25 protein-coding genes are annotated in these 22450 nt (G+C 66.3%); 5 read left to right on the forward strand and 20 right to left on the reverse strand.

The features are described 5' to 3' along the window. Positions 1-473: 473 nt before the first annotated feature. The 5 genes from ACZ5YA_RS24035 to argB all read right to left on the reverse strand — a co-directional run bounded on the left by ACZ5YA_RS24035 (position 474) and on the right by argB (position 5627). A complete protein-coding gene (locus tag ACZ5YA_RS24035; RefSeq protein ID WP_059378320.1) occupies positions 474-1526 on the reverse strand; it encodes an Ldh family oxidoreductase in 1053 nt (350 codons plus the stop codon). A gap of 12 nt (positions 1527-1538) precedes the next feature. Continuing rightward, a complete protein-coding gene (locus ACZ5YA_RS24040) occupies positions 1539-3032 on the reverse strand; it encodes a DASS family sodium-coupled anion symporter (RefSeq protein WP_059378318.1) in 1494 nt (497 codons plus the stop codon). Positions 3033-3346: 314 nt separating this feature from the next. After that, on the reverse strand, positions 3347-3922 hold the full coding sequence (gene slmA, locus ACZ5YA_RS24045) for a nucleoid occlusion factor SlmA (protein WP_059378316.1): 576 nt from the start codon (positions 3920-3922) through the stop codon (positions 3347-3349). A 56-nt stretch (positions 3923-3978) separates the two neighbouring features. Then, positions 3979-4725: a pyrimidine 5'-nucleotidase gene (locus ACZ5YA_RS24050; RefSeq protein ID WP_059378314.1), complete on the reverse strand. Its 747-nt coding sequence runs from the start codon at positions 4723-4725 to the stop codon at positions 3979-3981. After that, on the reverse strand, positions 4725-5627 hold the full coding sequence (gene argB / locus ACZ5YA_RS24055) for an acetylglutamate kinase (RefSeq protein ID WP_013396740.1): 903 nt from the start codon (positions 5625-5627) through the stop codon (positions 4725-4727). The genes ACZ5YA_RS24050 and argB overlap by 1 nt, the downstream gene beginning before the upstream one ends. Before the next feature lie 264 nt (positions 5628-5891). Here argB and ACZ5YA_RS24060 point away from each other — a divergent pair, with 264 nt between their 5' ends. Then, a complete protein-coding gene (locus ACZ5YA_RS24060) occupies positions 5892-6680 on the forward strand; it encodes a MetQ/NlpA family ABC transporter substrate-binding protein (protein WP_059378311.1) in 789 nt (262 codons plus the stop codon). A 135-nt stretch (positions 6681-6815) separates the two neighbouring features. Here the strand turns inward: ACZ5YA_RS24060 and ACZ5YA_RS24065 are convergent, their stop codons facing one another. The 4 genes from ACZ5YA_RS24065 to ACZ5YA_RS24080 all read right to left on the reverse strand — a co-directional run bounded on the left by ACZ5YA_RS24065 (position 6816) and on the right by ACZ5YA_RS24080 (position 9206). Continuing rightward, positions 6816-7310 carry a peroxiredoxin family protein gene (locus ACZ5YA_RS24065; protein ID WP_054457775.1) on the reverse strand — a complete coding sequence of 165 codons (495 nt, stop codon included), beginning with the start codon at positions 7308-7310 and terminating at the stop codon, positions 6816-6818. Further along, entirely contained in the window at positions 7307-8047 is a 741-nt protein-coding gene (locus ACZ5YA_RS24070; RefSeq protein WP_059378309.1) for a BON domain-containing protein, read from the reverse strand. Before ACZ5YA_RS24070 ends, ACZ5YA_RS24065 begins: the two co-directional genes overlap by 4 nt. Then, positions 8044-8637, reverse strand: a complete 594-nt coding sequence (locus tag ACZ5YA_RS24075) for a phosphoheptose isomerase (protein ID WP_054457773.1) — start codon at positions 8635-8637, stop codon at positions 8044-8046. Before ACZ5YA_RS24075 ends, ACZ5YA_RS24070 begins: the two co-directional genes overlap by 4 nt. Before the next feature lie 86 nt (positions 8638-8723). Next, positions 8724-9206, reverse strand: coding sequence for a YraN family protein (locus ACZ5YA_RS24080; protein WP_059378308.1), 483 nt, complete (start codon positions 9204-9206; stop codon positions 8724-8726). A gap of 66 nt (positions 9207-9272) precedes the next feature. Here ACZ5YA_RS24080 and rsmI point away from each other — a divergent pair, with 66 nt between their 5' ends. After that, on the forward strand, positions 9273-10208 hold the full coding sequence (rsmI, locus tag ACZ5YA_RS24085; RefSeq protein WP_059378306.1) for a 16S rRNA (cytidine(1402)-2'-O)-methyltransferase: 936 nt from the start codon (positions 9273-9275) through the stop codon (positions 10206-10208). A gap of 3 nt (positions 10209-10211) precedes the next feature. After that, complete coding sequence (locus ACZ5YA_RS24090) at positions 10212-10796, forward strand: methylated-DNA--[protein]-cysteine S-methyltransferase (protein ID WP_059378304.1); 585 nt, start codon at positions 10212-10214, stop codon at positions 10794-10796. Between the two features lie 16 nt (positions 10797-10812). Here the strand turns inward: ACZ5YA_RS24090 and ACZ5YA_RS24095 are convergent, their stop codons facing one another. Continuing rightward, positions 10813-11775, reverse strand: coding sequence for a septal ring lytic transglycosylase RlpA family protein (locus ACZ5YA_RS24095; protein ID WP_059378302.1), 963 nt, complete (start codon positions 11773-11775; stop codon positions 10813-10815). After that, positions 11772-12644 (reverse strand): RNase adapter RapZ, encoded by an 873-nt coding sequence (gene rapZ / locus ACZ5YA_RS24100; RefSeq protein WP_059378358.1) that lies wholly within the window; start codon positions 12642-12644, stop codon positions 11772-11774. The genes ACZ5YA_RS24095 and rapZ overlap by 4 nt, the downstream gene beginning before the upstream one ends. Before the next feature lie 184 nt (positions 12645-12828). Between rapZ and ACZ5YA_RS24105 the strand changes: the two genes are divergently transcribed. After that, entirely contained in the window at positions 12829-13581 is a 753-nt protein-coding gene (locus tag ACZ5YA_RS24105; protein ID WP_118933594.1) for a c-type cytochrome, read from the forward strand. A 12-nt stretch (positions 13582-13593) separates the two neighbouring features. Next, a complete protein-coding gene (locus ACZ5YA_RS24110; RefSeq protein WP_464091327.1) occupies positions 13594-14877 on the forward strand; it encodes a c-type cytochrome in 1284 nt (427 codons plus the stop codon). 7 nt (positions 14878-14884) lie between these two features. Here ACZ5YA_RS24110 and ACZ5YA_RS24115 read toward each other — a convergent pair whose 3' ends face one another. From ACZ5YA_RS24115 to ACZ5YA_RS24155, 9 genes are all read right to left on the reverse strand, one after another. Then, positions 14885-16318: an aminotransferase-like domain-containing protein gene (locus ACZ5YA_RS24115; RefSeq protein ID WP_464091328.1), complete on the reverse strand. Its 1434-nt coding sequence runs from the start codon at positions 16316-16318 to the stop codon at positions 14885-14887. 22 nt (positions 16319-16340) lie between these two features. Next, positions 16341-17267, reverse strand: coding sequence for an HPr(Ser) kinase/phosphatase (hprK, locus tag ACZ5YA_RS24120; RefSeq protein ID WP_013396727.1), 927 nt, complete (start codon positions 17265-17267; stop codon positions 16341-16343). A 21-nt stretch (positions 17268-17288) separates the two neighbouring features. Next, positions 17289-17744, reverse strand: a complete 456-nt coding sequence (locus ACZ5YA_RS24125; protein ID WP_006389881.1) for a PTS sugar transporter subunit IIA — start codon at positions 17742-17744, stop codon at positions 17289-17291. Between the two features lie 362 nt (positions 17745-18106). Next, complete coding sequence (hpf, locus tag ACZ5YA_RS24130; protein ID WP_013396726.1) at positions 18107-18445, reverse strand: ribosome hibernation-promoting factor, HPF/YfiA family; 339 nt, start codon at positions 18443-18445, stop codon at positions 18107-18109. 222 nt (positions 18446-18667) lie between these two features. Then, positions 18668-19462, reverse strand: coding sequence for an LPS export ABC transporter ATP-binding protein (gene lptB / locus ACZ5YA_RS24135; RefSeq protein WP_054457765.1), 795 nt, complete (start codon positions 19460-19462; stop codon positions 18668-18670). 32 nt (positions 19463-19494) lie between these two features. Continuing rightward, positions 19495-20124, reverse strand: a complete 630-nt coding sequence (lptA, locus tag ACZ5YA_RS24140; protein ID WP_464091329.1) for a lipopolysaccharide transport periplasmic protein LptA — start codon at positions 20122-20124, stop codon at positions 19495-19497. Next, the gene (lptC, locus tag ACZ5YA_RS24145; protein WP_059378289.1) at positions 20121-20753 is read right to left on the reverse strand and encodes an LPS export ABC transporter periplasmic protein LptC; all 633 of its coding nucleotides are present in this window, start codon (positions 20751-20753) and stop codon (positions 20121-20123) included. The genes lptA and lptC overlap by 4 nt, the downstream gene beginning before the upstream one ends. A 37-nt stretch (positions 20754-20790) precedes the next feature. Beyond that, on the reverse strand, positions 20791-21399 hold the full coding sequence (locus ACZ5YA_RS24150) for a KdsC family phosphatase (protein WP_118933591.1): 609 nt from the start codon (positions 21397-21399) through the stop codon (positions 20791-20793). Beyond that, positions 21396-22385 (reverse strand): KpsF/GutQ family sugar-phosphate isomerase, encoded by a 990-nt coding sequence (locus tag ACZ5YA_RS24155; protein WP_280016322.1) that lies wholly within the window; start codon positions 22383-22385, stop codon positions 21396-21398. The genes ACZ5YA_RS24150 and ACZ5YA_RS24155 overlap by 4 nt, the downstream gene beginning before the upstream one ends. Positions 22386-22450: the final 65 nt, after the last annotated feature.

The raw sequence follows: 22450 nt of genomic DNA on the forward strand, positions 1-22450 counted from the left end.
GTCGTGGAGGTGGTCGCTTGCGCGTTTGCGGAGCGTGGTTTGCTGGTGGCCGCTCATCATTGGGGTGGGGCGGTGATGGGTGGCGCGCGGCAGGCAGCGGCTTGCGCTTGAGGATTTTCTCGCGCGCGCCACCCATCCGGCACCGTGGCTTAGCGGCAGGTGATGATCAACGGCCTGGTGACGTTCGGTGATGAGCAGCCACCTGCGAGGCGTTAATGCTGACAGGTGTTTCATGTGCGCGCAGCGCCATCCTCAACCGCAAGACACCGCGGAAGCCTCGGAAGGCCGCCCGCGCGGCCGGCCCGAGGCGAGCCCCGCAAGACCCACCGCCATACCCCGCCCGTTGCCAGAACGCCAAGCACATCGCTCGCCGCACCTGACGCCAGATTGCCGCCGACGCGACGGGCGTCTTAAGAGCCCAAGACGCCCGAAAGCAAGCAAACAAACGTTACCCGCAAGAACAGCCTACAACCTCAAGCAGGCAACGCCTCAGGCACCCCAAGGTCGACGGCCAGCTTGGTAAGCCCATCCCAGATCCGGCTATCAAACGTCAGCGTGTCCTCGTTCAGCGCCCGGTTGCGGGCTTCGTACTCGCCCGGATACTGCACGCCTTCGACGCCCGGTTGCGGCTTGCAGGCGTGCAGGTAGTCGATGAACGCGCCCACCTCCATCGACCGCCAGTCCGTGTTGAAGTCCACCTGCGGATCCAGCAGCAGCGCGAACATGTTGTTCGTCGCCACGCCGGTGCGCGGATGCTGCGGCTGGATCGTGCCGCCGCCGGACAGCACGCCGGCCAGCAGTTCGGCTACCAGGCCCAGCGCGTAGCCCTTGTGGCCGCCGAACGGCAGCAGGGCGCCGGGCGGGTCGGTGAACAGCGCGTTGGGATCGGTGGTCGGATTGCCCTGGGCGTCGATCAGCGAGCCCGGGGGCGCCTGCTCGCCCTTGGCGGCCAACACGCGCGCCTTGTTGACGGCGATGGAGCTGGTGGCCATGTCCACGATGAACGGCGGACGGCCGCCGGGCAGCGGGCCGGCGAAACACAGCGGGTTGGTGGTCAGGCAGGCCTGCGCGCCGCCGAAAGGCGCCACGGTGGGCGAGCGGTTGATCACGTTGGTGAAGGCCAACAGGATCAGACCCTTGGCCGCCACCATTTCCCCGTAGTGGCCCATGCGACCCAGGTGATGGCTGTGGCGCAGGGTCAGGATGCACTGGCCGTGCTCTTGGGTGCGCTCGATGGCCTTCTCGATGACGACCTTGCCGACATATTGGCCCAGCCCGTGGTGGCCGTCATAGGCCAGCATCGCGCCGCGGTCGTTGACCAGTTCGGGCCGGCCGTCGGCCTGGGCCAGGCCCTCGGACAGCACGCGCCGGTAGTTGGTCAGGATGGACAGCCCGTGACTGGTGTAGCCGACCCGGTCGGACTCGACCAGGTGCTCGGCCACGTCGCGGGCGATGTCCTCGGGCACGCCCTGCGCCATCAGCACGCGGCGACCGTATTCATTGGCTTGGGCGATCGAAATCTTCATGATGCGACCTCCTTACAGCCAGCCCAGCCAGCGCCAGTAGGTCATGCCCATCAGCAGCATCAGCAGGTAGCCGACGATGGTGACGATGATGCCGACCTTGGCGAACTGCTTGGCGTTGAAGGTCTCGGTACCCAGGCACACCATGTTCTGCGGTGCGTTGATGGGCAGGATGAAGCCGTAGCTGACGACGAAGCCCAGCAGCATGGTCATGCCCAGGCGGCTGAATTCGCCCGGCAGCGTGGCCAGCACCGAGATCAGGATCGGCAGCATGGCCGAGGTCAGCGCGGTGGCGCTGGCGAAACCCAGGTGGATGACGATGAGGAAGGCGGCCAGGATCGCGAAGATCGCCAGCGGTCCGAGGTGGTCCAGTCCGGTGTGCGCCACGACCTGGTTGCCCAGCCATTGACCGGCCTGGGTCGTCAGCAGGGCGGTGCCCAGGCTGATGCCGACGCCGAACACGATCACGGTGCCCCATGGGATACGCGATTGCACGTCTTTCCAGGTCATCACGCCAAAGCGCGGCAGCAGCAGCAGGACCAGGCCGAAGTAGGTGGTCGAAGTGGTGTCGAACTTGTGCAGCTTGCCTTCGGTCGACCAGAACAGCAGCAGCATGAGCGACACGGCCATCAGGCGCTTTTGCGCGCCGGTCATGGGGCCCAGTTCAAGCAGCGACTTCTCGACGGCTTCCTTGCCTCCCGCGATGCTGTCGCTTTCCGGCGGCAGCAGCTTGAGCACGATGATGATCAGCACGGCCGACATGATCAGCGACCAGGGGGCGCCGGCGATCAGCCAGTCCGACCATGCCACGCGCTGGCCCAGCATCTTCTCCATGAAGCCCACGGTCAGCAGGTTCTGCGCCGCGGCGGTCTGGATGCCGACGTTCCAGATGCTGGTGGCCTGCGCCACGATGATCATGATGCCGGCGGCGATGTTGGAGCGCTTGTCCACGCCGAAGGCCGCGATGACGCCCATCATGATGGGCACCACGGCCGCGCTGCGCGCGGTGGCGCTGGGCACGACCAGGCTCAGCACGATGGTCACCGCGATACATCCGATCAGGATGCGGCGCGTGCTGGTGCCTACCTTGGACAGGGTCACCAGCGCGATGCGCCGGTCCAGCCCGGTGAATGTCATGGCCGCGGCAATGAACAAGGCGCCGGTGACCAGCGCCAGCGCCGAGTTCGAGAAGCCCGCCAGCGCCATGCTGATCGCGGCCGAGGTGCCGTAGATGACTTGCGGGTCTTTGATTGTCGGAGCCGTGCCCAGCAGGAAGGCCATCAGCGTCGTGATCATGATCGCGCTGGCTTCGTAGGACACGGCTTCGGTAATCCAGACCACCACTGCGAATGCCAGGATGGCGAGCATCCGGTGGCCCGCGACGGGCAGGTCGGCGGGCAAAGGCATCATCAGCACGCCGATCATCACAAGGACGCCGGCGACGAGTCCGATTGGAATTTTGGTTTTCTTTGGGGCTTGCGAGGCAGGGACGGCGGCTTGCGCGGTCATATCCATCTCCGGTTGAGGTCAAACTGCCGACACACCGCCCCGCGAGCAACGGGATAGGTCAAATCGGTGTGTCGACGCTACAGCATGATCGTGACGGCATTGCGGAAAACCCGTATTGATACTGATCAAGCCTGTGGAGATTTGGGCTTGTGGAAAACCTTTGACGGGCATTATGCTCGTCGCCCCGCGCCGCCGGCAAGCGGAGATTGTTGCATGGAACAATGCAAATAGGCGGAAATAGAGACGGAAAGGAAGTTAATTAGATCGTGCCACGATGCTAATCGGCGCCGAAGCCGGCAGGCGGCGCGGGTCGCTCAGCCCAGCGCCAGGCGCAGCTGTTCGTCCAGATGCAGCGTGGGCGCAATGCGCCAACCACTCTGCGCGTAACGCAGCCACCGGCCCAGCACCAGATGCGTCAGCAGGCTGGCATGCGCCGCGACATTGGCCTGCGGCGGCAGGCCGCCATCGGTGACGGCGATGCGCAGCGATTGCTTCAACGACGCCTCGATGCGGTCGTTGATGTGATTGATGCGTTCCTGCAGGCGGTTGTCTTCCGTGACCAGCGCATCGCCGGTCAGCACGCGCGTCATGCCCTTGTTGCGTTCCGAGAAGGTCAGCAGCATGGAAACGGTCTGGTGGGCCTGGGTCAGGCCATGGGGCTCGGCGATGGCGATCTGGTTCACCAGCGTGAAGATGCTGGTTTCGATGAATTCGATCAGCCCTTCGAACATCTGCGCCTTGCTGGCGAAGTGCCGGTACAACGCGGCTTCAGAGACTTCCAGGCGCGCGGCGAGGGCCGCCGTGGTGATGCGGGAGGCGTGCGGCTGCTCCAGCATCTCGGCCAGGGTTTGCAGAATCTGGGTCTTGCGCTCGCCGGGTTTGCTCGCCATGGAGGGGTCTGCTCTCGCGCAGGCTTGACGGTGGAGGGGAGGGGAGGAGCGCGCCGCTATCCCCGCAGGGGGCGTCGGCGTAACAGCAAATCACTGACGGAGTTTACCCGCAAGTCGACGTAGGCCGGCCGCTGCGAGCGGCCGCGGGCGAACGGCGTGCCCGGGTGATACACGTGAACGGTGCGCAGGCCGGCCTGGCGCGCGCCGCGCAGATTGGCCAGGGTGTCTTCCACCAGCACCGCGTTGCGTGCCTGCACGCCTTCGCGGGCCAGCACATGGCGCAACAAGGCGGGCGAAGGCTTGGGCCGGAACTCGCCATGCAGGCGCATGTGCTCGATGGCCCAGAGGCTGTCGAACTGCCGCAGGATCCCCAGGCGCGCGAGCACGGCGCGGGCGTAGTGCAGCGGCGCGTTGGTCAGCAGCACCTTGCGGCCCGGCAGCCGGCTCAGCTTGTAGGCCAGCGCCTTTTCCGCGCGCACCAGCGGACCGACATCGAAGTCGTGGCTGCGGTGCAGGAACTCATGGGGGTCCACGCCATGATGCCGGACCATGCCTATCATGGTGGCGCCGTAGCGTTTCCAGTACTGCGAGCGCAGGCGGTTGGCGGTGTCGATGTCGACGTTCAGCGCCTCGACCACGGCCATGGTCATGCCGTGGTCGATCTTCGGGAAGATGGCGTGCGAGGTGTCGTGGAGCGTGTTGTCCAGGTCGAACAGCCACAGGCGCTCGGAGTCGCCCGCGGCCGCGCGGCGCGAGCGGCGCATGCGCACCGCCGGCCGCAGCAGGTAACGCTGTGCCCGCATCAGTGCGAGCTGATCATCGTGCCCACGCCCTGGTCGGTCAGGATTTCCAGCAGCAGGCAGTGCGGCACGCGGCCGTCGACGATGTGCACGGAGTTCACGCCGTTCTTGGCGGCGTCCAGCGCGGACGAGATCTTGGGCAGCATGCCGCCGGAGATCGTGCCGTCGGCGAACAGCTCGTCGATGGTTTGCGCCGACAGGCTGCGCAACAGCTTGCCGCCCTTGTCCAGCACGCCCGGGGTGTTGGTCAGCATCAGCAGCTTTTCGGCGCCCAGCACTTCCGCCATCTTGCCGGCGACGACGTCGGCGTTGATGTTGTAGGCCGTGCCGTCCTCGCCATAGCCGATGGGCGAGATGACGGGGATGAACTGGTCGTCCTGCAGCGCCTTGACCACGGCCGGTTCGACCATGGTGATGTCGCCGACGAAACCGATGTCGATGGGTTCGGACGGATTGTCCTTGTTGGCCATCAGCTTCTTCTGGGCCTGGATCAGTCCGCCGTCCTTGCCGGTCAAGCCCACGGCCTTGCCGCCGACCTCGTTGATCATCATGACGATGTCTTGCTGGACCTGACCGCCCAGCACCCATTCGACCACTTCCATGGTCTCGGCGTCGGTGACGCGCATGCCCTGGATGAAGGTGCCTTGCTTGCCGATGCGGCGCAGCGCGTCGTCGATCTGCGGACCGCCGCCGTGCACCACCACCGGATTCAGACCCACCAGCTTCAGCAGCACGACATCGTGCGCGAAGCTGCGCTGCAGACGCTCTTCCGTCATGGCGTTGCCGCCGTACTTGACCACGATGGTCTTGCCGTGAAATCGTCGGATATACGGCAGTGCTTCAGACAGCACAGCGGCTTTGACAGCAGGAGACGAAACGGCAGCAGGGTCGGGGGTGTCGGTCATGGCAGCTAAGTCGGCAAATATACGTATGAGTGGTTAGAAAAAATGCCTGCACAAAAACGCGTTCGGGACGCGGTAGCGCAAGCATACGACGGATTGTAGTACCCACAGGTTTCTTATGCTTTAAACCCATGTTCATATGCCCGACAAATAACCGGCATTCAGGTAAATTGGGGGCGTTTTCGCAACGGCGACCCCCGCAAAAGGGGGCGAGGCCGCACCGGCAGGGCATCAGCCCCTAATTTTTACCCATAAAAGAGGCAACACATGCGTTTGAACTTTGTCCGGTCCGCTCTGGCGGCGTCGGTGTTCCTGGTGGCGGCGAACGCCGCCCATGCCGAAAAAATCGTGGTGGGCGCGACCCAGGTTCCCCATGCCGAGATCCTGGAAGTGGTGAAGCCGCAGCTGGCCAAGGAAGGCGTGGAACTCGACATCAAGGTGTTCAGCGACTACGTGCAGCCCAACCTGCAACTGGCCGACAAGCAGCTCGACGCCAACTTCTTCCAGCACAAGCCCTACCTGGATTCCTTCAACAGGGACCGCAAGGCCACGCTGGTGCCGGTGGCCCTGGTGCACGTCGAGCCCTTCGGCGGCTATTCCAAGAAGATCAAGAGCCTGTCCGAACTCAAGGACGGCGCAACCGTCGCGATCCCGAACGATCCCTCCAACGGCGGCCGCGCGCTGGTGCTGCTGCAGAAGCAGGGCGTGATCAAGCTGAAGGATCCGTCCAACATTCTGGCGACGGCCGCGGACGTGGTCGAGAACCCCAAGAAGCTGAAGTTCCGCGAACTGGAAGCCGCCATGCTGCCGCGCTCGCTGGATGACGTGGACCTGGCGCTGATCAACACCAACTACGCGCTGGAAGCCGGCCTGGTCCCGACGAAGGACGCCTTGTTCATCGAAGGCTCGGATTCGCCCTACGCCAACATCCTGGTGACCCGCGAGGACAACAAGGACGCGCCGGGCATCAAGAAGCTGGTGCAGGCCCTGCACACGCCCGAGGTGAAGAAGTTCATCCAGGACAAGTACAAGGGCGCCGTGGTTCCGGCGTTCTGATTCCGGCCCGTCGCGGCCTGATCTGGAAACCGCCCGCCGTGGGCGGTTTTTCTTTTGGGCGCCGCCGCGGCGGCGCCGGTCGCCGGACGAAAAAAAACCGCCCTGTCGGGGCGGTCATTTGCGGGGCTGCGGGGCTCAGCCTGCCGCCAGGGCCTTTTCCACGGTGGCGTGGAACTCCGCCACGTCGTATTCGCCCAGGTAGCGCTTGATGATGCGGCCTTGCTTGTCGATCAGGAAGGCCGTGGGCGTCAGGCGGATGTCGCCGAAGGCGCGGGCGATGTCGCCCTTGGTGTCCAGGGCCACCGGGAACGGCAGCTTGCGCGTTTCGGCGAAGTTCAGCACGAAGTTGGGCGGGTCGTAGTTCATGGCGACCGCGACCGCCTGGTAGCCCTTGGCGGCGTACTCGTTGTAGGCCGAGATGGTTTCCGGCATTTGCTTCACGCAGGTCACGCAGCTGGTGGCCCAGAACTTGACCAGCACGACCTTGCCGCGCAGATCCTGCATCGAGAAGGTCTTGCCTTCCAGCGTGGTGAAGGTGACGTCGGGCGCGGTCTGGGCGGGGCGCATGACGAACCAGGCGCCGATGCCGACCGCCACCAGGACGGCCAACGCGATGATGGCTTTCTTCATTTGATGGGCATGGCCTCTACGCCGCTGCTGGTGCCGGCCGCGTTGTCGCTCGCTGCGCCGGCGCCGCTTTCGATGGGCGCTTTGGTTTCCGTGGAAGTGTTGGACTTGGAACCGGTATTCGACAGCCGGATGGCTTCCTCGCGGCTGATCGTCTCGAACAGTTTAACCACCTTGGCCACGCCGCCGACGTCGGCGGTGGCGTTGGCGGCATATTCGCCTTCGGCCTGCGTCACCTTGCCCATCAGGTAGACCACGCTGTGGTCGGTCGTGACCGCGATGGTGCCGGACGGCACGTACTTGGTGTTGAGCAGGGCGGTCTTGACCTTGGAGGTCAGCCAGGTGTCGTTGGAGCGCGTGCTGAATGAGGCGATGGGGCCGACGTTCAGCTGGTTGATGACCTGTTTGACGTTTTCCACGCCTTGGGCGATGGCGGTGGCCTGGTTCTTGGCCTCTTCGGTGGGGACGTCGCCGGTCAGCAGCAGATGGCCGCCGTAGGCCATGGCATTCACGCGGGCGGTGTCGCCCAGCTTCTGCGAGATCTGGCTCTGCGCCTTGAACGCCATGTTCTGGTCTTCGAGCTGGATGCCGGAGGTGCGGCGGTCGGTCACGACGACCGCGGTGGTGGCGGCCGCGCCGCCCACGATCAGGGGCGCGCAGGCCGACAGCGAGAGCGCGGCGGTGGAGAGCGCCGCGGCGAGCATCAACGGGCGGACTGCGGTACGGACGTCAGAAATCATTCGGTGTCTCCAAGCAGAAGAGCGTCAATGCCGTCGCACAGCGCGTGCAGCAGCAGAATATGGACTTCCTGGATGCGCATCGTGCGATCGCTGGGAACACATAGATGGACGTCCATCGGCGTAATGAGTTCCCCCATGACGCCGCCGCCCTTGCCGGTCAGGGCAAGCACGTGCATCTCGCGGGCGCTGGCGGCTTCCATGGCGCGCACCACGTTGGGGGAGTTGCCGCTGGTGGATATGGCTACCAGCACGTCGCCAGCCTGGCCGAAGGCGTTGACCTGGCGTTCGAAGATTTCGTCGAAGCCGTAGTCGTTGCCCACCGCGGTGAGGATCGAGGTGTCGGTGTTGAGGGCGATGCCGGCCAGGGGCAGGCGTTCGCGTTCGAAGCGGCCCACCAGTTCGGCGATGAAATGCTGCGCATCGGCGGCCGAGCCGCCATTGCCGCAAGCCAGAATCTTGCCGTTGTTTGCCAGGGCGCCGAACAACACGTCCACCGCCACTGCCAGCGGCTCGGCCAGGACGTTCATGCTTTGTTCGCACGCAGCCATGGCGTCGCGAAAGTGCGACGTCATTCGAGAGGTCATATCCATGGGCGCGATTATCTCACGGGGCCGAGGCGTGGTTCTGTCCAGGCGTAACGACTGTTAGGCAGGTCGTTACCGGGGCCGTGCGGACTTCAGGCCTGCCAGAACGCGCCGCGCAGCCACTGGGGATCGCCGGCGTCGAAGACGACCGCGTCAAAGCGCGCCGCCGGCAGCCTGCCGCGCCAGTGGCGCCGGGCCAGCTCCGGCAGCCAGCAGGCCGCGGCGCTGGCCAGCCGTGCCTGCTTGTCCGGGCCGATGCTGGCTGCGGCGCCGCCGTAGCGGCTGGGGCCGCGCGATCGGACCTCGACGAACACCAGCGTGTCGCCTTCGCGCATGGCCAGGTCGATCTCGCCGGCGCGGGTCTGCAGATTGCGCGCCAGCAGGACCAGGCCGCGCGACTGCAGCAGGCGCAAGGCGGCGTCCTCGTGGTGGTCGCCCTTGCGTTGGGCGGGCGAGCGTCGCGGGGGCGGGCGATCCGCTGGCGCCGCGCGCGCGGCACGGCGCCGGCGTTTGGCGGCGCGGCCGCGGGCGGCCAGGGCCAGTTCGCAGGCCAGTCGCAAGGTGTCATCCGTCATGGGCGCTCCGGAAGTCGCGGGCATAGGCGGCTACACTGACATGGTTTCCCGTGTCTGTAGGCTGCAATGAATCAAAATGTCTCACCTCCCCCTGCCGGAGATGCCTGGTCTCGCGTTTCTGAACGCGTGGCGGGGCAGCATTGGCCCGCTGCGACGCTGTATGTCGTGGCCACGCCGATCGGCAATCTGGGCGACCTGGGGCTGCGCGCCTGGCACGCTTTGCAGCGGGCCGATGTAATCGCCGCGGAAGACACGCGCGCCAGCCGCGCCTTGCTGGACGCCTGGGGCGTGGGTACGCCGCTCATGGCCGCCCACCGCCACAATGAAGCTGCCGCGGCCCAGGCCATTTGCGAGCGTCTGGCCCAGGGCCAGCGCGTGGCGCTGGTGTCCGACGCCGGCGCGCCCGCCGTCAGCGATCCGGGCGCGCGCATCGTGCGCGCCGTGCGCGAAGCCGGCTTCGGCGTGGTGCCGGTGCCCGGTCCCAGCGCGGTCATCGCCGCGCTGATGGGTAGCGGCGTTACCACCGACGAAAACCCGGGCTATGCCTTTGCCGGATTTCCTCCGCCCAAGGCGGCTGCGCGCCAGCGCTGGCTGCGCACCTGGTGCGCCTTGCCCGCGCCGGTCGTCATGTTCGAATCGCCGCACCGGCTCGCGGCCACGCTGGCCGACCTGCTGGAAGTGTGCGGCCCCGACCGTCTTCTGACCGTGGCGCGCGAACTGACCAAGCGTTTCGAGGAGATCGCAACGTTCCCGATGGGCGAAGGCGCGGCCTGGCTGGCTGCGGACTCGCACCGCGAACAGGGCGAATTCGTGCTGATCGCGCACGCGCCCGCGGAACAGGAAGCGGATGAAGAAGCCGATCCGCGCACCGATGCGCTGCTGGACGCCTTGCTGGAGTCGCTGTCCTTGCGCGACGCCGCGCGCGTGGCCGCCAAGGTTTCCGGCCTGCCGCGCGACGTGCTGTACAACCGGGCCCTGGCCCGCAAGAAATCGGCGGAGTAAGACATGGTGTATTCGACTATCGTGTCCAACAAGCCCGCGGATCCCGACGAACGCCTGGTCTACCGCGACATTTCCACGCCGCTGGGCGACATGCGTCTGGTCGCCAGCGCCAAGGGCCTGCGCGGCGCCTGGTTCACCGATCAGGAACTGCTGCCCGCGGCGGATGGCTGGATCCTCACGGACTCCGATCCCATCCTGGAGCAGGCGCGCCGCGAACTGGAAGAATGGTTCGCCGGCAAGCGCCGCGTCTTCGACGTGGTGCTGGATCCCGTCGGCACCACTTTCCAACACCAGGTCTGGCATGCGCTGTGCGACCTGGAATTCGGCGTGCTGGCCAGCTACGGCGACCTGGCGCGCACCGTGGGGCGGCCCAAGGGTGCGCAGGCGGTCGGCGGCGCCGTCGGACGCAATCCGATCAGCATCATCATTCCCTGTCATCGCGTGATCGGGGCCGACACCTCGCTGACCGGCTTCGGCGGCGGGCTGCCGCGCAAGCAGGCCTTGCTGGCGCACGAAGGCAATCGCTACCGCAGCCGTAGCGCAAGCGCGCGCCGGGTGTGCGACGGTCAGGCCGAACTGCCCTGGTAGGCGGGCAGCGGGGCGTTTACTGCGAGGCGATGCTGGGCAGGATGCCGATGCGGTCCGACACCATCGGCACGGCGTCCAAGGCGCTCTGCCGGTCGGGGTAGGGGCCGATCTTGACCCGATACAGATTGTTTGACTGTTCGACCGATGCGGGCGGCGCGCCTTCGGCGCCCAGCTGCGTGTTGATGCGGCTGACCAGCGATTGCGCATTGGCCGGCTGGCTGAACGCGCCCACCTGCAGATAGACGCTGCCGATGCCGCCCGCTGCCGGCTGGCGCACCGGCGCGGAACCCGGAGCGGGCCCCGACAGGGGTTCGGCCGCCAGCGCCACCGGCACGGCGGCGATGGGCGCGGCCACGGGCGACGAACCCGTGGCCGATGCGGGTTCGGGTATGGCCGTGGCAGGCGCGCCCTGCGAGGCCAGCCGCCGGATCTCGTCCTGCGGGATGGCTTCCACGATCACCTGGCCGCTGCCGGGGCCGATGATGCCCAGCTTGTACGCGGCGACATAGGACAGGTCCATGATGCGGTCGCTGTGGAACGGGCCGCGGTCGTTCACCCGCACGATGATGGTCTTGCCGTTGACCATGCTGGTGACGCGGGCGTAGCTGGGCAGTGGCAGCGTGGTGTGGGCGGCCGTCATGGCGTACATGTCGTAGGACTCGCCGATGGACGTGGAATTGCCGTGGAACTTCTTGCCGTACCACGAGGCGGTGCCGCGCTTTTTATAGGGCTGGCCGCTGGTGTCCGGCACATAGCGCTGGCCGAACACCACATACGGCCGGTTCGCGCCGCTGGCATAGGGTTCGATCCTGGGCACCGCGTCGGGCACCTGGTCCAGGTTCGAGGGCGGATTCGCGTCTGGCCCGTCGTCCTTGTAATACCCGCCGCCCTTCTTGCGTCCGCCGGTGGAAGAGCAGCCAGCCACGGCAATGGCCAGCAGCAGCATCATGAACAGGCGGGTCGGGCGGGACAGGGTCATGCGGATTCGTCAGGCAGTTGGGTGCGATGGCGCACCAGCAGCGGGTCGTGGTCGGCAAAACGCAGCGCCAGCTGTTCGACCACGTACACCGAACGGTGCTGGCCGCCGGTGCAGCCGATGGCGACCGTAAGGTAATTGCGGGTGTCTTGCGTGTATTGCGGCAGCCAGCGGTTCAGGAAACCGGCGATGTCGTCGATCATCTGCCCCACCAGGTCGAAGCCCGCCAGCCAGGCGGCCACGGGTTCGTCACGGCCGGTCAGCGGCCGCAGGTCGCGGTCGTAGTAGGGGTTGGGCAGGCAGCGCACGTCGAACACCAGGTCCGCGTCGCGCGGCACGCCGCGCTTGTAGGCGAAGGACTCGAAAGTCAGCACCAGCGGCGCGCGGTCGGCCTTGATCAGGTCGCGGATCCAGACGCGCAGTTGGCCCGGCGTCAGGTCCGAGGTGTCGATGACGTGTTCCTGTTCGCGCAGCGGCGCGAGCAGTTCGCGCTCCACAGCGATGCACTCGGACAGCGTCGGGGTCTTGCCGCCGTGCTGCAGGCGGTCGGTCAGCGGGTGGCGGCGGCGCGATTCGGAATAGCGCTGCACCAGCGTTTCCGTGCTGGCGTCCAGGAAGACCACGCGCAGGCTGGTGCCCATGGCGCGCAGCGCGGTGACCACGTCGGGCAGTTCGGCCAGTTCGCCGGGGGAGCGGACGTCGATGGCGACCGCGACGCGCTCCATGCCGTCATCGCGGGCGTTGGCGATGAACTCGGTCAGGAACCGCACGGGCAGGTTGTCGACGCAGGTATAGCTTGCGTCCTCAAGCATGCGCAGGGCGACGGACTTGCCTGAGCCTGAGATGCCGGTGACGAGGACGACTTTCAACATGGACATGATTGTGGCACGCTTTTCGAGGACGATGCCGGCGGGATGACATCTGATATGGCCGTAAACTGCCAATCTGCGCCTGTACCGCTTTGGTCCCCCTGGCGTAAGCTGGGGGCCGGATACTCGACAGATTCACATACGCGCCCCGCCGTCATGCGTTTCGGGGGAATGGAATTCGACCTAGATGTTAGCCTTCATTTCCTTTCGTAGTGTTTCACTGCCGCGTTTTTGGGCAATTTCCCTATTTGGGGTGGCTGCCGCCTTCCTGGCAGCGCCCGCGCCGGCCCAGCCCGCGCCCCAGGAAATCCTGCGCCCGGACACCATGGACGCCCGCGTCGCCGCCTGTACGGCCTGTCATGGTGCGCAGGGCCGGGCCGGCAACGACGGCTACTATCCGCGCCTGGCGGGCAAGCCTCAGGAGTACCTGTACCACCAGCTGCTCAACTTCCGCGACGACCGGCGTCAGTACCGGCCCATGACGCATTTGTTGACCGGCCTGCCCGACGACTACCTGCGCGAGATCGCCGCGTATTTTTCCTCGCAGCATGTGCCGTATCCGCCGCCGACGCGCGCCGACGTCTCCGCCGCCACGCTGGAAGCCGGGCGCAAGCTGGCCCTGAACGGTGACGCCGCGCGCGGTCTGCCCGCCTGTGCCGCCTGTCACGGTGCCGCTCTGGGCGGCGTGTTGCCCGCCATTCCCGGCTTGCTTGGCCTGCCGCGTGACTACATCGGTTCGCAGATCGGCAGCTGGAAGAACGGCTTGCGCCGCGCTGCCGAGCCGGACTGCATGGCCGACATTTCCAACAAACTCACTCCCCAGGACATCGGCGCGCTGGCCGCGTGGCTGTCCTCGCAACCCGTCGTGGAACCCTACGCGCCAGAAGCCGCGGGTTCGATACGCCTGCCCGCGGAATGCGGCAGCCAGGCGCAACGGTAAGGGAGAGGCCGGATGTCGATCATGAAGAAAGTCCTGTCCGCCCTGTTGCTGCTCGCGATCGCAGCCGTGGGCGGCCTCTACTGGTTCGGTACGCGCGACGATGCCAGCACCGGTCCCGCCGCGGCCGCGGCGGATGCCGCGACGCTGGTGGAGCGCGGCCGCTACCTTGCGCTCGCTGGCAATTGCATGGCCTGCCACACCAGCCGGGGCGGCAAGGCGCTGGCGGGCGGCACGCCGATCCCTACGCCGTTCGGCACGGTGTACGGCCCGAACCTCACGCCCGACGACAAAACCGGCATAGGCGCCTGGACCGCGGACGATTTCTGGCAGGCGCTGCACAACGGCAAGTCGCGCGACGGCACGCTGCTGTATCCCGCTTTCCCTTATACGGAATACACGCGCGTGACCCGCGCCGATTCCGACGCGTTGTACGCCTATCTGCGCACCGTGGCGCCCGTGGACCAGCCCAACCGGCCGCCCGAGATGGAATTCCCCTACGACCAGCGGGCGCTGCTGGCCGCCTGGCGCGCGCTGTACTTCAAACCGGGCGTGCAGGAGGCGGACGCAGGGCAATCGGTGCAGTGGAATCGCGGCCGATATCTGGTCGAAGGCCTGGGGCATTGCGCCGCCTGCCATACGCCGCGCAACAACCTGGGGGGGCTGCGTTCGGCCGACCCATTGGCCGGCGGCGTGATCCCGGTGCTGGATTGGTACGCGCCGCCGCTCACCAACGATATGGAAACCGGCATGGGCAGATGGTCCGCCGAAGACATTGCAGCCTTGCTCAAGACTGGCATTTCGAAGCATTCCAGCGCCAGCGGGCCCATGGCCGAGGTGGTGCTGGGCAGTACGCAGCATCTGACCGATGCGGACGCACTGGCCATAGGCGTCTATATCAAATCCCTGCCCGCCACGGCGGCTTCAACTGAGCGTACGCGGACCGCTGTCGCGCCAGCCGCCATGGAACTGGGCGGCAAGATCTACCGCCAGCAATGCGTGCAATGCCACCAGTCAGCGGGCGAGGGCAGCGGCACGGCATGGCCCGCGCTGGCGGGCAATCCGACCGTGACGGCGCCGTCGCCTGTCAACGCGATCCGCATGGTGCTGGACGGCGGCTATGCCCCGGCCACGGCGGCGAACCCGCGGCCTCACGGCATGCCGCCCTTCGGGCAGCTGCTCAACGACGGCGACATCGCGATGCTGGTGACGTATATCCGCAATAGCTGGGGCAACGAGGCGGGCGGCGTGACCCCGCTGGAAGTCAAGCGCGCGCGCGCCGCATCGACGTTGAACTGACGCGGAATCAGCGCGCTCGCGCGGCCTGCGCGCAGGCCGCGCGCGCCAACTCGCCGAGTACGCGGATGGCAGCCTGCGAGGCCGCGTCCCAAGGGTGCCCGTAATTCAGGCGCAGCGCGCTGCCGAATTGGCCGCTGGCCGAAAAGATCGGCCCCGGCGCCACGCTGATGCCGCGCGCGAGCGCCTGGCGATGCAGCGTCAGCGCATCCACGGCGGCCGGCAGTTCCAGCCACAGGAAGAACCCGCCTTGCGGACGCGTCACGCGCGTGCCGGCCGGGAGTTCCTGGGCGATTGCCTCGGCCATGCGCTGCTGCTGTGTCTGCAGCGTTTCGCGCAGGCGGCGCAGGTGGCGGTCGTAGCCGCCTTGCTCCAGATATTCGGCGATGGCGCCCTGGGCGGGGCCGGAAGCCGATAGCGTCGACGACAGTTTCAGGCGCTGTACGCGTTGCGCGTAGCGTCCGGCCGAGGTCCAGCCGATGCGGTAACCCGGCGCCAGGCACTTGGAAAAAGACGAGCAATGCAGCACCAGCCCCTGGGTGTCATAGGCCTTGGCGGGTACCGGCCGCACCGATCCGAAATACAGCTCGCCGTACACATCGTCTTCGATCAGCGGAATATCGTGGCGCGCAAGCAGCTGGACCAGCTGGCGCTTTTTTTCATCGGGCATCAGGCTGCCCAGCGGGTTCTGGAACTGCGTCATCAGCCAGCAGGCGCGGGGCGCATGGCGCTCGATGGCGGCCTGCATTGCGTCCAGGTCGATGCCGGTGCGCGGATGCGTCGGTATTTCCAGCGCCTTCAGCCCGTGGCGCTCGAGCGCCTGCAAGGCGCCATAGAACGTGGGAGCCTCGACCATGACCGTGTCGCCAGGCTGCGTGACTGCTTGCAGGCAGAGGTTCAGCGCTTCCAGCGCGCCGTTGGTGACGACGATGTCGCCGGCTGGCACGTTGATGCCGCCGATCAGGTAACGCAGCGCGATCTGGCGGCGCAGGCCCGGATTGCCAGGCGCCAGGTCTTCCACCGTGTCCAGCGGATCCTGGCGCTTGAGGTGCGCGGCCATGGCCTGGGCCAGCCGCGGCAGCGGGAACAGCAACGGGGAAGGGAAGGCGGAGCCCAGCGGCGTCACCTCGCGGTTGCGCACTGAGCCGAGAATGTCGAAGATGCGCTCGCTGATCGCGAGCTCCGTTGAGTCGCCATCCGGAGTGGACGCGCCGGGTTCCGGTGGCAGGGATGCGGCAGGGGCGTTGACGTAGTAACCGGAGCGCGGCTGCGCCCGGATCAGGCCTTGTGCTTCCAGCAGGTAGTAGGCCTGGAACACCGTCGACGGGCTGAGGCCGCGCGCCGCGCACGCGTCCCGCACGGAGGGCAGCTTGTCGCCCGCGCGCAGCACGCCGTCGCGGATCGACTTGGCGATCTCGGCGGCCAGGTTTTCATACAGGTTCAAGCTGCCGCCGGACGACGCGCGCCTACTTGCTGCTTTGCAGGATCGCCATGGCCTGGCGTTCCATGAATTCGCCCAGCGTATCGATGCCGCGCAGCTTCAGGATGGTATTGCGCACGGCGGCCTCGACCAGCACCGCCAGATTGCGGCCCGCAGCCACTTGCAGCATGACCTTGCGCACCGGCAGGCCCAGCATGTCCTGCGTGATGTCTTGCAGCGGCAGGCGCTCGAACTTGTCTTGTGCGGTGGCGCGCACCAGGTGCACGATGAGCTTGAGGCGCATCTTGCGGCGTACGGAGGTCTCGCCGAAGATGGTGCGGATATCGAGCAGGCCCAGGCCGCGCACTTCCAGCAGGTTCTGCAGCAGCTGCGGACAGTGGCCTTCGATCATGTTGGGGGCGGTGCGCGAGAACTCCACGGCGTCGTCGGCCACCAGGCCGTGTCCGCGCGAAATCAGTTCCAGCGCCAGTTCGCTCTTGCCCAGGCCGGATTCACCGGTGATCAGCACGCCCAGTCCCAGCACGTCCAGGAACACGCCATGCACGGTGGTGGTGGGCGCCAGTTTCTTGCCCAGGTAGATGCGCAGCAGGTCGATCAGTTGCGCCGCCGCCACCGGCGTGGACAAGAGCGGCACCTGATGCTGGTCGCACTGGTCGATGAGGTCTTGCGGCGGGGTCAGGCCGTCGGCCAGCAGGATCGCGGGTACGCCGCCGATCAGCAGCTCGTCCATGTGGTGCATGCGGCGGCGCAGGTCGAAGCGGGTGTAGTACGCCAGCTCTTCCTGTCCGAACACCTGGATGCGGGACGGGTGGATCAGGTTCAAGTGGCCGACGAGGTCCGCGGCCGACATGCCGTCGTCGGGAATCGCGCGGTCCGCGGCGCCTTGGCCGGAAATCCAGTTAAAGGGGATTTTGTCGGCGTTGTCGTCGACGAGTTCCTGCACCGTGAGCATGGCTGCGCTTCCGCGTGGAGTTCAGAGTTGGCCGGTCGTGAGCATCTTATGGACGACAGCGGGATCGGGCTCTGTGGCCAGGGCCTCGCGCAAGGCCTTGTTCGACATGAGCTGCGCCAGTTCGGCCAGGATGTCCAAGTGCTGCTGCGTGGCCGTTTCCGGCACCAGCAGGCAAAGCAGCATCGACACGGGCTGCCCGTCGGGCGCATCGAAAGTGATGGGCTGGGCCAGGCGGATGAAGGCTGCCAGGGCCTGTTCCAGGCCCTTCACACGGCCATGCGGCACCGCCACGCCCTGTCCGAGCGCGGTGGAGCCCAGGCGCTCCCGGGCGAACAGGCTGTCGAAGACGAGCGCGCGCGCCAGGCCATGGTTGTTTTCAAAGAGAAGGCCGGCCTGTTCGAACGCACGTTTCTTGCTCGTTGCGAGCATATCGAGCACGACGTTGCCGGCGGGTAGGATGCGCGACAAATGATTCATCGGATCATTATATGGTTATATGACGCACTGCAATAATCGGCCTCTGAGATGCGTACTCGGCTCGGTCGCATCATGGGGCGGCAAGAGCGACAGCATAGACCGATAGCGGCGGATTGTGGGCATTCTTGCGCCCGGCGGCGAGGGTGGCCCTGGGGAAAGCGTCGGAAACGTGGAAAAACGGAATCGCCGGCGGGGCCGGGAATTGGGGGACAAGGAAGGGGGGTACTGCGGGAGGCACTACAAGGAGGGAAGTTTGCCGATGCCCCAGCCGGACGTTGCGTCTAGCGGGACACCGGGACTCAGGCAGGATTACTAGAATCGCTGTTTAGCTAGTCTCGCAGTGCGAGTGCTCATGAAGCGCGTTACTGCTGGGGTGGCGTTAGATTCGCCGCTTGCCGCTTCACGGACTCCGCCGTGTGACTTCGTACCTTGTCCTTGTGCTTGATGACCTGACGGTCGACTTTGTCAGCAAGAAGGTCTATGGCTGCATAGAGATTTTCATCGGTTGCTTCACAATGAATGTCCTTACCGCTTAGACGCATGGTGATTTCGGCTCTATGCCGCAGGGGCTCTACCGAGAGCATGACCTGGGTATCGATGACGTGATCGAAATGCCGCAGCACTCGCGCCAGTTTGTTCATGACATATTCCCGGATGGCCGGGGTGACGTCGAGGTGACGACCGCAGATGCTCAGGTTCATAGTGTGCTCTCCTTCTAAAAGAGGAAAAAAGGGTGCGCAAAAAGCGCGGCTGATTCGTTAGGCGTTCTCCTTGATTGAGCGGGTTCGTTTAGTACTAGTGTATAGACTCGGGCCGATAAAACAAGCTGACCTAGCGCAAGTTCATGGCATTTTTATGGCTGAGGCCCCAGGGTGCATGCGCCTTTGCGCAGGCGGCGCCTAGGGGTCTTCCCCAGGGCCGCATTACATGCGGAAATGCTCTCCCAGATACACCCGGCGCACGGCGGGATCGCCCACGATTTCGTCGGGGTGGCCGTCGGTCAGGACCTTGCCTTCGCTGATGATGTAGGCGCGGTCGCAGATGCCCAGGGTTTCGCGCACGTTGTGGTCGGTGATCAGCACGCCGATGCCGCGGCCCTTCAGGAAACGCACGATGCGCTGGATCTCGATCACCGCGATGGGATCCACGCCGGCGAAGGGTTCGTCCAGCAGGATGAAGCGCGGGCTGGTCGCCAGCGCGCGCGCGATTTCCACGCGGCGGCGTTCGCCGCCCGACAGGGAGATGGCGGCGTTGCTGCGGATGTGGCCGATCTGCAGTTCTTCCAGCAGCGATTCCATCTGCTCGTTGATCTTGGGCGTGGACAGCGGACGTCCATCCGGCCCCAATTGCAGTTCCAGCACGGCGCGGATGTTCTGTTCCACCGTCAGGCGGCGGAACACGGAGGCATCCTGGGGCAGGTACGACAGGCCCATGTGCGCGCGCTTGTGGATCGGCATCGAGGTGATGACGGAGCCGTCGATCTCGATGCGGCCCGCATCCGCGGGCACCAGGCCCACGATCATGTAGAAGCTGGTGGTCTTGCCGGCGCCGTTGGGGCCGAGCAGGCCGACCACTTCGCCGCTGACCACGGACAGGGACACGTCCTGCACCACGGTCCGGCCGTTATAGGTCTTGCGCAAGCCGGTTGCGCGCAGGCTGCCCTGCTTGACGCCCGAAGGCGCGGAGGTTACCGGAGTCGGCACTGAAGGTTGGTTCATCGTGGCTGCGAGTGGTGTTGCATGGGAGGCGTTCAACGCCCCTTCTTGGCTGCCTGCTGCTTGCGGCATTCGGCGATGGCCGCATCCGACTTGGCGCGCGGTTCAGCCACCGAACGGACCCGGCCGCCGGCCGCGGCGGAGTTGGGGCCGCCATGGGCTTCGTAGGTGCCGGTCTTCTCGTTGTAGCGTACCCGCTCGCCGCGAATGGTATCGAACGGTTTCCCACAGACGTAGCGGATCACGACCGCCTGGCCGATCAGGTCGAAGGTGCTCTTGGAGCCGTCGTATTCGGCGCGCAGGCCCGTGCCTTCGATGAGTTCGAAGGTTTCCGGGCGTTCCTGGCGGATGGTCACGATCTTGCCCTTGTTGGCGGTGGCCGTGCCGAACTGGTTGCCTTGCGCGCCTTCGTTCATTTCCAGCACGTCGGACGTCAGGGTCATGAGGCCGCGCGTCATGTTGACGTTGCCCGTGAAGACGCTCTTCTTCTTCACGTCGTCGTAGTGCAGGGTGTCCGACAGGATCAGCGTGCTGGGCTCTTCCGCCGGCGTCGCTGCCTTGGGCGCCGGATCCGCGGCATGGGCCGGGGCCAGCGCCGAGGCCGTCAGCAGGATGGCGCCGAGCAAGCGGGTCGTCGGGGCAAGGAGAATCCGGAGGTCGGTCATGGTTTTTTCTGGTCAGTGTTGTTGGCGGGAATTTCGGTCCGGCGTTGCTGCCTGCCTTCGGAACCGGCAATTTCCACATCGGTCGATGCCGAAACCTGCAGTTGGCGCGTTTTGTTGTTGTAGTGCATGCCCGTGCCGTTCATGCGCGAACGGCCCTTGATGACTTCCGCCGGCAGGTCGGTGTAGACCACGTCGTCGTCGGGCAAGATGATCAACTGCTGGCTGCGCACGTCCAGCAGGTCGTTATTGGCGTCCGGCTGGCGGCGCACGTGGGCGTCGCCGTTCATGACGATGCGCTTGCCGCCTTGCTCCATCACCGCGGTCTTGGAGACAGCCACGGTGATGGGGTTGTCCTCGCGCTGGCCCACGGCGCGCGGCGAGGTCACGTGATAGGAATCGTCATCCGGAAAATGTTCAGCGTAGTCGCCTTCCAGCCGGTTGATGGGCTTGCCGTTCGGGTCGGTGCGCAGCATGATGAAGTCGCGCGACCAGGCGTCCATTTCGTGGGTGACGCGGCGTGGCGGATCCGTCTGGATGGCCCGCTGCGCGTAATCCGCCGCCCACCACGAGCTGGCGACCAGCACCAGCAGCAGGAACAGCGCGATCAGGGATGGAAAACGTTCTTTCATCGGGTCTGCCGCAAGGGCGTATGGGTTGTCCTGGCGATCATTGGATGGCGCCCGGGCCGAGCAGGCCTGGCGCCGCCAGGAAGGCGCCAAGGCGTCCCTGGGCCGCCAGCAGCAGGTCGCAGCATTCGCGCACGGCGCCGTTGCCGCCGGCGTGCGTGGAGACCCAGTGGGCGGCCTGGCTGACGTAGCCCGGCGCGTTCGGCACGCTGGCGGCGAAGCCGGCGCGCTGCAGGGCCGGCAGGTCGATGACATCATCGCCCATGTAGCCGGTCTGGTTCAGTTGGACACCGGAGCGCTGCGCAAGTTCGGCCAGGGCGCCGCCCTTGTCCCGCACGCCCTGGATGACCTCGGCGATACCCAGCTCGGCCGCGCGGCGCGCCACGATGGGGCCGGAGCGTCCGGTCATCAGCGCAACCTTCAGGCCGCCTTCCATCAGCAGGCGCAGTCCGTGGCCGTCCAGCACGTTGAAGCGCTTTTGCAGTTCGCCGTTGTCGCCGTAATAGAGGCTGCCGTCGGTCAGCACGCCGTCCACGTCGAACACCATCAGACGCACCGCCGCGGCGCGTTCGCGCACGCCGGCGGGGATGCGGGCCAGGACCAGCGCTTCGGCCGGATGCGTCACGGGTACAGAAAGAGTCATAGTCATACCACTTTGGCGGCCATCAGATCATGCATGTGCAGGGCGCCGAGCAGAACGCCGTCGCTGTCCAGCACGAGCATGTGGTTGAGCCGTTGTTTGTCCATTTGCTGGGCCGCCTCGACGGCCAGCGCGTCGGGAGTGATGCTGCGCGGCGAGCGCGTCATGCCGGATTCGACGGTCAGGCTGCGGATGTCGCCCTGGCGGGCAATCAGTCGGCGCAGGTCGCCGTCGGTGAAGATGCCTAGGGGGCGGCGCTGCGCGTCGGTCACGACGGTCATGCCCATGCCTTTGGCGGACATGACCTCGAGCGCCTGCGATACCGGGGTGCCGGCCATGACGATGGGCAGGGCGTCGCCCTGGCGCATGACGTCGCGCACGTGGGTCAGCAGGCGGCGGCCGAGCGCGCCGCCCGGGTGCGAGCGCGCGAAATCCTGCGGGCCGAAGCCGCGGGCCTCCAGGCAGGCGACGGCCAGGGCATCGCCCAGGGCCAGCGCGGCGGTGGTGCTGGCGGTGGGCGCCAGATTCAGCGGGCAGGCTTCCTGGGCCACGCTGGCGTCCAGGTGGACGTCGGCCAGCCGGGCCAGTTCGGACTGCGGGTTGCCGGTAATGGCGATCAGCTTGGCGCCCATGCGGCGGGCGACGGGCAGGATCGTCAGCAGTTCCTGGCCGGAGCCGGAATAGGAAATCGCGATGAGGACGTCGTCCTGGGTGATCATGCCCAGATCGCCGTGGACGGCCTCGGCGGCGTGCACGAAAAAGGCCGGCGTGCCGGTGGAGGCCAGGGTCGCCGCGATCTTGCGGGCCACGTGGCCGGTCTTGCCGATGCCGCTGACGACCACCCGGCCGCGGCAGGCCAGCAGCATCGCGACGGTCTGCGCGAAGCTGTCGTCCAGCCGGGCCGACAGGTCCATCAGGCCCTGGCATTCGATCTGCAGCGTTCTGCGCGCAGATGCCAGCGCGGTCTCGGACGATGTTGTGGGATGGTCAGTCATACGTGGATTTTAATATCAGTATGCGGGTTTGCCCCCGGAAAGGGCGTATGGCATGCTGGCGGGTC

This window comes from Achromobacter sp. JCM 18799 (genome assembly GCF_055395645.1).